10 protein-coding genes are annotated in these 9,913 nt (G+C 65.7%); 6 read left to right on the top strand and 4 right to left on the bottom strand.

Going from position 1 to position 9,913, the window contains the following annotated elements:
- The first annotated feature begins 174 nt into the window (after positions 1-174).
- Positions 175-510: a DUF1330 domain-containing protein gene (locus ACWDOP_RS38735; protein WP_456349051.1), complete on the top strand. Its 336-nt coding sequence runs from the start codon at positions 175-177 to the stop codon at positions 508-510.
- A 53-nt stretch (positions 511-563) separates the two neighbouring features.
- On the opposite strand, the gene ACWDOP_RS38730 is transcribed toward ACWDOP_RS38735, so the two are convergent.
- Positions 564-1,433 carry a Bax inhibitor-1/YccA family protein gene (locus ACWDOP_RS38730; protein ID WP_454202645.1) on the bottom strand — a complete coding sequence of 290 codons (870 nt, stop codon included), beginning with the start codon at positions 1,431-1,433 and terminating at the stop codon, positions 564-566.
- A 354-nt stretch (positions 1,434-1,787) separates the two neighbouring features.
- Here ACWDOP_RS38730 and ACWDOP_RS38725 point away from each other — a divergent pair, with 354 nt between their 5' ends.
- From ACWDOP_RS38725 to ACWDOP_RS38710, 4 genes are read left to right on the top strand one after another with little or no spacing between them, the layout of a single operon-like run.
- A complete protein-coding gene (locus ACWDOP_RS38725; RefSeq protein ID WP_456349050.1) occupies positions 1,788-2,072 on the top strand; it encodes a UDP-glucose 4-epimerase in 285 nt (94 codons plus the stop codon).
- 11 nt (positions 2,073-2,083) lie between these two features.
- A complete protein-coding gene (locus ACWDOP_RS38720; RefSeq protein WP_456349049.1) occupies positions 2,084-3,421 on the top strand; it encodes a hypothetical protein in 1,338 nt (445 codons plus the stop codon).
- Positions 3,418-3,891 (top strand): hypothetical protein, encoded by a 474-nt coding sequence (locus ACWDOP_RS38715; RefSeq protein ID WP_456349048.1) that lies wholly within the window; start codon positions 3,418-3,420, stop codon positions 3,889-3,891. Before ACWDOP_RS38720 ends, ACWDOP_RS38715 begins: the two co-directional genes overlap by 4 nt.
- A gap of 24 nt (positions 3,892-3,915) precedes the next feature.
- Positions 3,916-4,284 carry a hypothetical protein gene (locus tag ACWDOP_RS38710; protein WP_456349047.1) on the top strand — a complete coding sequence of 123 codons (369 nt, stop codon included), beginning with the start codon at positions 3,916-3,918 and terminating at the stop codon, positions 4,282-4,284.
- Between the two features lie 69 nt (positions 4,285-4,353).
- Here the strand turns inward: ACWDOP_RS38710 and ACWDOP_RS38705 are convergent, their stop codons facing one another.
- From ACWDOP_RS38705 to ACWDOP_RS38695, 3 genes are all read right to left on the bottom strand, one after another.
- On the bottom strand, positions 4,354-5,280 hold the full coding sequence (locus ACWDOP_RS38705) for an LLM class F420-dependent oxidoreductase (protein ID WP_456349052.1): 927 nt from the start codon (positions 5,278-5,280) through the stop codon (positions 4,354-4,356).
- Between the two features lie 67 nt (positions 5,281-5,347).
- Entirely contained in the window at positions 5,348-6,508 is a 1,161-nt protein-coding gene (locus ACWDOP_RS38700; protein WP_454202644.1) for a class I SAM-dependent methyltransferase, read from the bottom strand.
- 168 nt (positions 6,509-6,676) lie between these two features.
- Complete coding sequence (locus ACWDOP_RS38695; protein WP_456349046.1) at positions 6,677-8,107, bottom strand: MDR family MFS transporter; 1,431 nt, start codon at positions 8,105-8,107, stop codon at positions 6,677-6,679.
- Between the two features lie 436 nt (positions 8,108-8,543).
- On the opposite strand from ACWDOP_RS38695, the gene ACWDOP_RS38690 reads away from it, so the two are divergent.
- Positions 8,544-9,913 (top strand): DUF222 domain-containing protein (locus tag ACWDOP_RS38690; RefSeq protein WP_456349045.1); only part of this gene is annotated, 1,370 nt, incomplete at its 3' end.

The following is a 9,913-nucleotide window of genomic DNA, read 5'->3' as shown; positions in this document are numbered from 1 at the left end:
CCTACCGCGAAGGCCGTGCCCTGGCTCGAGAACAAGGCGACGGTTCGTTCACCACGGTCGTGGTCGCGACCGTCAGGTCGCGCGGCTGTTTGTTTCTCATTCCCTATCTGGGAATCGACATGCGGTCACGGGGCGAGAAGGCTGGGGAGAGCACGTATCCCCGAAGGAGGCATCATGCCCGCTTACGCCGTCGCCCATCTGCACGCTGTCGATGTGAACGCAGGCATCGTCGAGTACCTGAAGCGAATCGACGCCACCTTCACCGAGTTCGGTGGCAAGTTCCTCGTCCACGGCGGGGCGCAGCGGGCGGTGGAGGGCCCGGCCGACGGCCTCGTCGTGGTGGTGGAGTTCCCCGATTATCAAGCGGCGCAGGCGTGGTACGACTCCCCCGCCTATCGGGCCATCCTGCCGCTGCGTACCGAGAACTCGGTGGGCGTGGCGGTGATCGCCGACGGCTGCGGCGAAGACCACGTCGCGACCGACATCCTCGGGCCCGGCGCGACGCGGTGAAAACGAAAGGGCGGGCACCGGATTCCGGTGCCCGCCCTTCGTGTGTCCTACCGCTAGTCGTTGTTGAAGTACGACAGCAGGCGCAGGATCTCGATGTACAGCCAGACCAGGGTGACGGTCAGACCCAGGGCCACGCCCCAGGCCGCCTTCTCCGGCGCGTTGGCGCGGATCAGCTGATCGGCGGCGTCGAAGTCCAGCAGGAAGCTGAAGGCCGCGATGGCGATGCAGACGAGGCTGAACACGATCGCGATCGGTCCGCCGTCACGCAGGCCGAGGCCGCCGTCCATGAAGAACGAGGCGATCAGGTTGCCGAGCATGAGGACGACGACGCCGATGAGGGCGCCGACGATCATGCGGGTGAAGCGCGGGGTCACCCGGATCGCACCGGTCTTGTAGACCACGAGCATGCCGAAGAACACGCCGAAGGTGCCGAGGACGGCCTGCGCGATCAGCGCGGAACCGCCCGCGCCGCCGAAGGAGACGTTCGTGAACATGAACGACAGCGAGCCGAGGAACAGACCCTCGAAGGCCGCGTAGGACAGCACGATCGCCGGGTTGTCCTGCTTACGGCCGAAGGAGGCGACCAGCACGAGGACGAGGCCCACCAGCGCGCCGACGATCGCGAGCGGGGCCGCGAGCGCGTTGTTGGCGTGTACGAGCGCGTAGGCGATGATCGCCGAGACGCTGACGACACCGAGCGTGATGCCCGTCTTGGTGACGACGTCGTCGATGGTCATCGGGCGCGTGGTCGGCACCGGCGGCTGCTGGTAGCCGTATCCGCCCGGGTACTGCGGCGGCTGCTGACCGTACTGGTTGGCGAACTGTCCGGCTCCAGCGGCAGCCGAGCCGAAGCCCGCGTAACCGCCGCCTTGCTGCTGCTGCGGCGACAGGTTCTTGAAAACCGGGTTCGAGGTGGTGCGCAAGGCGCTTCCCTTTCTGGAGTCGTGGCTCACGGTGCCCGTGGCCTCGTAACTACCGAGTCCAACGATCCGGGGACGGGATGAGTTCCCAACAACCCCGAATCAGACCACTCGGACTTTACCCGAGCTTTACCGTCCCGCGCGCCCACAGCGAGGGTTCCAAGCCCGAAAGTACGGGTTGAGGTCAACCGCGCCCGCCTGGACAGCGACGAACACCCTGGCGAAGACCGATTCATCGAGGCGGAGCAAACGACTCGGAAGCTCACCGATTGATAACCGCGATATAGCATTCGACCGCGGGGGTCGAGCCCGGTATGTCACCGACTCGACCGAATCAGTTGTTCCACAGGGGGGATCATGGTCGAGATACTGCAGGTTGACGCGGACGCGCTGACCAAACTCGGGACATCGCTGGAGGGTCACGCCAACACGATCGGTGGCATTGCCCACCTGGCCTCGATAACGATGCCAGGGTCTGCGCTCGAGTCGGTGACCACGCAGGTGACCCAGGCGGTGCTGGCTGCCTACGCGGCACAGGGCACGAATATTCGCCAGATGTCCACCACAGCTCTCTCGGGCGCGAAGACATACGAGCAGGTCGACCAGGCCTTCGCCGATCAGTTCCAGAAGCTGAACGGATAGGCCCGCCGAGCATGACGACGATCAGTTACGTCCGCAACTGCGCCCCGTCCACGATGGTGTCGTTCGGGTCTCATGTCTCTACGCAGAACAGCACTTTTGTTGACGCTGTCACCCAGATGGGGAAGGACATCGACACGGCCCTGGGCGGCTGGCGAGGCGAGGCCGCAGCAGCGGCGTCCGCTCGTGCGGTGTCGGAGAAGCTCGAAGCGACCAAGATCGACGAGGTGACCACCGCGATCGCGGGGTGCTACAAGACGTACGGATCCGAGCTGGACGGCACCCGCACGTCCCTGCTCCAAGTTGTCGATGTCGACGTGCCCGCAGCGGGGATGACCGTCGACAGTGACGGCAAGGTGACGCCGCCGGTAATGCACGGAGCCCAGAGCAATCTCGCGTCCCAAATTCTTCAGGCACAGCTGGTGCAGCAGGCTCAAGATTTTCAAGACAAAATCAGCGGCCTCCTGAAGAACTTTTCCACCAGCGAAGGAAACGCTGCGGCAGCGATCAGATTTCACATCGCCAGCCTGAATCTACTGGCCCAGAATCCAACGACGCCGGTCGCAATCGAAACGTTCAATATCGACGGGGTCGAGTACACGGTGGGCGGCCCGAAAAAGCCTCACCTCAATAAGGATGAGACATTCACGCCAGGTTCCGAGGATGCAACACTCGAAGACTACAAGAACCTGGCAATCTGGAAGGCAAAGCTGCTCGCAGGCGAGGTCGGAAAGTCTGAACTCGATGATGCCACGGCAGCATACAGGCGCTACCTCGAGAACTCGGGGGAGAAGCTCGAAATCGACTTCGAAGAAGCATACAGAGAAGATCCTGCCATCAAATCTGTGGTAGACAGCGAGATATCGCGTGCCGCTCAAGCTGCAGATCTTATCGCCAAACAGGGTAACTCCGAATTTCAGATCACCGGCGGGTCGTACGATGTCAGAAACCCGAGCACAGAGAATTGGCAGAAGACTATCGGGGCACATCAAGAGTGGAGTCATTCCAACGTACGAGTTGATGGCAACAAAGTGACCATGGAAATCACCGTGGAGGCGATGGACTACTACAACTTCAATAAGGGCGCAAACGATATCGCAACAGGCATCCCGGACGACGACAACGGCAGATTCGCGGAGGTGGGGCTGGCAAGCCCTTTCGAAACCGAAGGCAAGATCACCAGAACCGTCACCTGGGAGTTGGGACAGCCACCGGGATCGTCGGTTGTCACCGACGGCTCCGAACCACAACGCAATCCGGGTCGAGAAGATCGAATCGACAATCAAGATGCGAACGGTTCCCGTTTTCCCGCAGATAATAATTCCGACACCGGAGGAGCACGACCCAAGTGAAAAAATCACTGCGCCTCATCGGGCTCGCGCTCATATTCTCGTGCGCCACGGCCGGATGCAGCGGACCTGGCAAGTCGGGAAGCACCGCAGATGGCAAGACCATGACTGTTCGCAACGATCTCGACCCATTGACGAAGCGATTTCCCGCTATCGGGCGGCCCGTCGCAGCCGACTGGATCACCTGGAACAACTCTTCGGATCGATCCGTCGGTCCCACAACCTACTGGTTACAGGCGATCATCCAACTCGAGCCCGGAGTTGCGAATGATCTTCGAACCAAGTATCAGCCAGCCGAACCTGCAACACCGGCGGGACTGCAAGAAAAGTTGCTCCCTCACCTGCCGTCCAGCGCCTTCAAGACCAGCCGAGATTTCGGTGACCTCTTCAAGAACTCAGAGGGCTGGCAGGCAACCGCGTATCTACAGGACGACGGCAACTACTTGATATTGGATGCCACAGACCCCGCATAAGCAACAATAGGAAAGGTCGCCGGCATGCTTCCCGCTCCGAGCAAATATGATGAGCTGGGCCTGAAAGTTCAGCGCGCGCAATTCGAACTGGAAAACATCCGAGGAATCGGAGTCGTGGAAGGGGTCAAAGTAGTTGTCGACTCCGAAAATCGCCTGGTATCCATTAACATTCGCGGCGAGGAACTGATACTTGCCGCATATCGAGCGGCCGTGGCGCACAAGGAACCACAGGTCGCCGAAGCCATGCGAGATGTCTTGGCCGACCCTCAGGTCGCCTCTGTGCGAACGTTCGCTGAAGCAAACTCGGCCCGGCTCGAAGAACAACGGCGAAGGCGGGAAGAACAAGCCGAGGATGACGGCCCGGTCAGGTTGTTCGAACGCAACGTCTACTGAGCGAGGCACTCTTCTGCCCGGCCGAAGAACGGCGGATGCCCGATCACCGAGCCACCCGCCGTCGTGGCATCAGCCCAGCTGGCTCATCACCCGGGAGGCGATGAGCTCGAGGTGGTCCAGATCGGCCAGATCCAGGATCTGGAGGTAGAAGCGGGTGGTGCCTGCGGTCTCGGTGTAGGCGGCGATCTTCTCGACCACCTCGTCGGGGGTGCCGGCCAGGCCGTTCTCCTTCAGCTCGTCCACCTCGCGGCCGATCGCGGCGGCGCGGCGGGCGATCTCGGCGTCCGAGGTGCCGACGCAGGCGACCAGGGCGTTGGAGAACGTGAGCGCGGCGGGGTCGCGGCCGATGTCCTTGGCGGCGCGGCGGACTCGCTCGAACTGTTCGGCGCTGGCCGCCGCGGACTGGAAGGGCGCGTTGAACTCGGCGGCGTAGCGCGCGGCGAGGCGCGGGGTGCGCTTGGCGCCCATGCCGCCGATGACGACGGGGATCCGGTCCTGCGCGGGCTTGGGCAGGGCCGGGGAATCGGCGAGGGTGTAGTGCTCACCGGCGAAGGAGAACGTCTCCCCGGCGGGGGTGTTCCACAGACCGGTGATCACCGCGAGCTGCTCCTCGTAGCGCGGGAACTTGTCGGCGGGGAAGGGGATGCCGTAGGCGGTGTGCTCGGCCTCGTACCAGCCCGCGCCCAGGCCGAATTCGACCCGGCCGCCTGACATGGCGTCGACCTGGGCGACCTGGATGGCCAGCACGCCCGGATGCCGGAAGGTGGCGGCGGTGACCAGGGTGCCCAGCCGGATGCGCCGGGTCTCCCGGGCCAGGCCCGCGAGGGTGATCCAGGCGTCGGTGGGTCCGGGCAGACCGTCGGCGTCGCCCATGGCGAGGTAGTGGTCGGAGCGGAAGAAGGCGTCGTAGCCGAGGTCCTCGGTGGCCTTGGCCACGCTCAGGAGGGTGTCGTAGCTCGCGCCCTGCTGCGGTTCGGTGAAGATGCGGAGATCGATTCGGCCCATAACCACATTGTGCTGGTCGGTTGGTTCAGCGTGCCGGGCGGTGCGCCCGGCACGTCGCTCAGCGGTCCGCGTCGGCGGCGCTGCCGTGCAGGCCGCGCACCGAACGCGTCACGGTGAATTTGCGATTGCGGCCGATGACGTCGGTCTTGCCGACCATGCGTTCCATGACGCCGCGGTAGTTGAGATGGGTGTTGTACACGGTCCAGAGCTCCCCGCCCGGCCGCAGCACCCGCCCCGCCTGCTGGAACATCTTGATCGCGGACCCGGTGTGCACGGCCGCGCCCACGTGGAACGGCGGATTGCACAGCACCAGATCGGCGCTGTTGTCCGGCAGTCCCGACATGGCGTCGTCGCGCAGCACCCGGACGCGGTCCGCCACGTCGTTCGCCGCCGCGGTGGCGCGGGTGGAGGCGATGGCCGCGGCCGACTGATCGGTGGCGGTGACCCGGATGCCGGGCCGGGCCTTGGCCAGGGCGACCGCGAGAATGCCGGTGCCGCAACCGAGGTCGACCGCCTCACGGGCGTCCGGCTTCATCCGGCGCAGGTGGTCGAGCAGGAAGCGAGTGCCGATGTCGAGGCGCGGGCCGGAGAAGGCGGCGCCGTGCGCGACGACTTCGAGATCGTGCTCGTCGAGCCGGTTGCGCACCGGAAAGCGGGGTTCACCAAGGGCTTTCGGCTCGGTGGCCAGCAGCACCCGGGACTTCTGCCTGCCCCGGCTGGCCTGTACGGAACCGAAGGACTCGGCGAGGACGTCGTTCATGGCCGGGGTGAGGTACTTGTCCCGGCCGCCGGCGTAGACCCGGACGTCGGGCGCCGCGAAACGGGCGATGGCATCGGCGGTTTCGGCCAGGCCGGACAGCGCGCGCGGCAGCCGCCACAGCACCACCCGGACATCGGCGAGCAACCGCTCGCCTAGCTCGTGCGATCTGTAGCGGTCGGCGAGCCCGACGAGCCGGGCGTTGCCGGCCAGGGCCAGCTCGCCGGTGAGCAGATCCTGATGGACCCGGACGCCGTGCAGGTCGTGCGCGGCGATGGCGCCCAGGGTCAGCGCCCCGTAGCCGTCGTCGAGCACCGCGACGCGATCATCGCCTGCGGCGGCGAGGAATTCGGCCGCCTCGTCGAGCAGCAATCGATCAGCGGCGTCCACCGCGTAGAGGTTCACCGCCTCCACATCGGGGTACCGCCGCAAACGGCTCAATACATCCTCGACCTCAACCACGCCTACAGTGTGCTAGATCATTGCCGACACGTCCCAATTGGCCCGAATCTCGTCATCGGGCCGAGCGATTCGCCCGGTTGCCCGCGTTTCGCGCGGTACCGCCTCCTCGGCCGTGCCACGGTGTGGCGCAGTTCGCTCGCATGGCGTGTCGGGCGTCCGCCGCCGTCGTCAGCGCACGGGCGTTTCGGGCGCGGCCTCGACGGTGGCGCGCGGCATCATGGCGGCCGCGGCGACCATGACCACGGCCGCGATGGCCACGCCGACGAAGACCACGTGGATGGCGGGCGAAAGCACCTCCGGCGCGGGGTGATCGGTGTCGCCGATGCGCGCGTTCACCAGGGCGCCGAACAGCGCGACGCCGAGGGCGCTACCGAGCGAGCGCGCGAACATGTTGGTCGAGGTGACGACGCCGCGTTCGGACCATTCGGCGCTGGCCTGCGCGGCGATGAGCGTCGGGCTCGCGACCAGGCCCATCCCCATGCCGACGATGAAGCAGCCCAGCGCCACCTGGAGCAGCCCGGAGCCCGCGTCGACCAGCAGCAGTGTGGCGGCGCCGACGGCCGCGAGGGTGCTGCCGATCACAGCGGTGGCGCGGAATCCGATGCGCAGGTACACCTTTCCCGACTGCGAGGCCGACAGCGGCCAGCCCAGGGTGAGCGCGCCGACGGTCAGGCCCGCGACCATCGCCCCCGAACCGAGCACGCCCTGGGCGAAGGTCGGCACGTAGGAGGTGAGTCCGAGCAGGATCGCCCCGACCAGCAGCGAGACCAGGCTGCTGGCGACGAGCACCCGCCGGGTCAGCACCCACAGCGGCAGAATGGGATTCGCGGCCCGCCGCTCCACCAGCCCGAACAGCACCAGCACCAGCGCGCCGCCGCCGAACAGCGCCAGGCTCACCGGCGAGTCCCACGCCCACGCCTGCCCGCCCTCGAGCAGGGCGAGCATCAGCCCGCCCGCGCCCAGGGTCAGCAGAGCCGCGCCGAGGTAGTCGATACGATGGCTGCGCCGGGGCGCGACCTCGGTGAAATTCCGCAGGATCATCCAGTCGGCGACCGCGGCGAGCGGCAGGTTGACCAGGAAGATCCAGCGCCAGCTGACGTACTCGGAGAACACGCCGCCCAGCAGCGGGCCGAGCACCGAGGACGCGGCCCACACACCCGCCAGGTACGCCTGCACCTTGGCGCGCTCGGCCAGGGTGTACAGATCGCCCGCGATGGTGATGGACATGGGCCCGACCGCGCCCGCGCCGATCCCCTGCACCGCGCGGAAGATGATGAGCCCGAGCATCGAGGTAGCCAGCCCGCACAGCAGCGAGCCGAGCGCGAAGACCGCGATACCGAAGAGCATGACGGGTTTGCGCCCGAGCATGTCGGCGAGTTTGCCGTAGATCGGCACCGTCACGGCCTGCGCGAGCAGATAGATCGAGAACAGCCACGGGAATTGCGAGAAGCCGCCGAGCTGATCGGTGATGGTGAGGACAGCGGTGGCGATGATCGTCGAGTCCAGCGCGACGAGCGAGGTGGCCAGCATGATGGCCGCGAGGATCGGCCCGCGCTCCGACCGCAGCCCGATCGACGACTTCAACCCGGTAGCCGTCACCGACAACCCCTTTCGTTAGCCCAACTCACCACCTGAGTCGAACACCTCGCCGCAGGGGCTATTCCGGATTGCCGGAACTGCCCCGGCGAGCGGGTGAGTCGCGCGGGCGGGCACCCACACCCGGGTACTCGCGGTCGCGCGGTGCGGCCCGACTCTCGTTCGCCCGTGCATCCTGCACAGGCGGGTCGTCGGGAGACCACCTGTTTTCCACCCTGTGGAATGCGGGGGCGTGAGGCGGGTGCGGGGGATTTCGGGTGTGCGAAGGCGTCGTTGCGGCGCGTTCGTGGGGTGGCCGGGCGGGGTGTGCCGGCCGGGTGGGGTGTGAAGCGATTCGCGCCTCTCGTGGGAAAAATTCGACTGTCGATTTGTCTGAATCCTGTTGTGTCACAACAGAATTGACCTATTCATGCTTGCTATCGCGGGGTAGAATAGAGGCATGGATTCGGGAGAGGTACCCACGATCGCGACGAGTGCCAAAGCACTTGGCGCCGCGGTGGAGAACCTGCTCGAATTGCCGATGTACTCGTTGGCCAAGGACGAGGTCATCGAAGTTATGCAGGAGCTCGAGACCAGCTTCCGCAAGTTGGAGGCGGTGAAGCAGCGGTTCGCTCTCGAGTGCGGGGCGCGGGACTTGGGCCCTCGGGCGGGTGTGAAGAGCTTGATCCTGTTCCTGCAACAAACCCTGCGACTGTCGTACGCCGAGGCCGCTACCCGAGTTCGTAACGCTGATCTGTTGTCGACGGTGTCGGAAGGTTCGAGCACGCGTCCGCCGAAGTTGCCGCTCGTCGCCGCAGCGCAACGCGCCGGGGAGATCTCCGCCGATCATGTGAAGGCGATCGATGATGCGATGAAGCGGATACCCGATGCCGCCGGTCCGGAAGCGAAAGATCGTGCCGAACAGCACCTCACCGAGTATGCCCGCGAGGGTGATCCGAAGGGTGTGACCAAGCTCGGTGTGCGGATCCTGGCGTACGTCGACCCCGACGGGCGTCTGGTCGAGAACCGGGACCGCCAGCGGGTCCGGTGCATCAAGATCGGGCATCAGCGGATTGATGGCATGTACCCGATCTCGGGATTCCTGACCCCGCAGTTGGGTGCGGTGATGATCCCGATGTTCGAGAAATTCGGGCGACCCGGCATGTGCAACCCGGATGATCCCGAAAGTCCGTGGACCACCGCAGAACTCGGTCTCGATACCGAACTCGACGACGGCGTCGACACCGACGATATCGATGTCGACGATCCGTCTTTGACCCCGGCCCAGCGTGCCCGCGCCGCAGCCCGCGCGAAGCTGCGCGCGGCCGCCAAACGCGATCACCGCACCGCTGATCAGCGCAATCACGACGCCCTGATGGTGTTCTTCCGCCCCGACATGGGTCCCACGAAGCTGGGATCGCATCGCGGGCTTCCGGTCTCGACGATCATCACCATGAGCATCGAGGACCTGGAGAAGCGCACGGGCGTGGCGACCACCGCCACCGGTGGCACGATGTCGATCACCCAGGCCCTCGAGGTCGCCAGGAACTCCACCCCGTATCTGGTGGTGCTCGACCGCAACGGCCGCCCCCTGCACTTGTCTCGCGGCCAGCGCCTGGCCAACCCGGCACAACGACTCGCGCTCACCGCCACCGAACGAGGGTGCACCCGCCCCGGATGCGACGCGCCAGCGAGCCGCTCGGCCGTACACCACATCCGAGAATGGGCCGACGGCGGAGAAACCGACATCGAGAACCTGACTTTGGCGTGCGATGCCTGCCACGCCCAGATCAACACCGGCCCGAACGGGTGGGGAACGGTTGCGATGGG

The sequence above is a fragment of the Nocardia sp. NPDC003693 genome (assembly GCF_053981095.1).
Note: the sequence above shows the minus strand (reverse complement) of the source record. Positions and strands in the feature narration are given on the sequence as shown.

Bases quoted from the DNA above. Each gene is read 5' to 3' on its own strand.
- ACWDOP_RS38735 (WP_456349051.1), top strand. From the start codon at position 175: ATGCCCGCTTACGCCGTCGCCCATCTGCACGCTGTCGATGTGAACGCA.
- ACWDOP_RS38720 (WP_456349049.1), top strand. From the start codon at position 2,084: ATGACGACGATCAGTTACGTCCGCAACTGCGCCCCGTCCACGATGGTG.
- ACWDOP_RS38725 (WP_456349050.1), top strand. From the start codon at position 1,788: ATGGTCGAGATACTGCAGGTTGACGCGGACGCGCTGACCAAACTCGGG.
- ACWDOP_RS38710 (WP_456349047.1), top strand. From the start codon at position 3,916: ATGCTTCCCGCTCCGAGCAAATATGATGAGCTGGGCCTGAAAGTTCAG.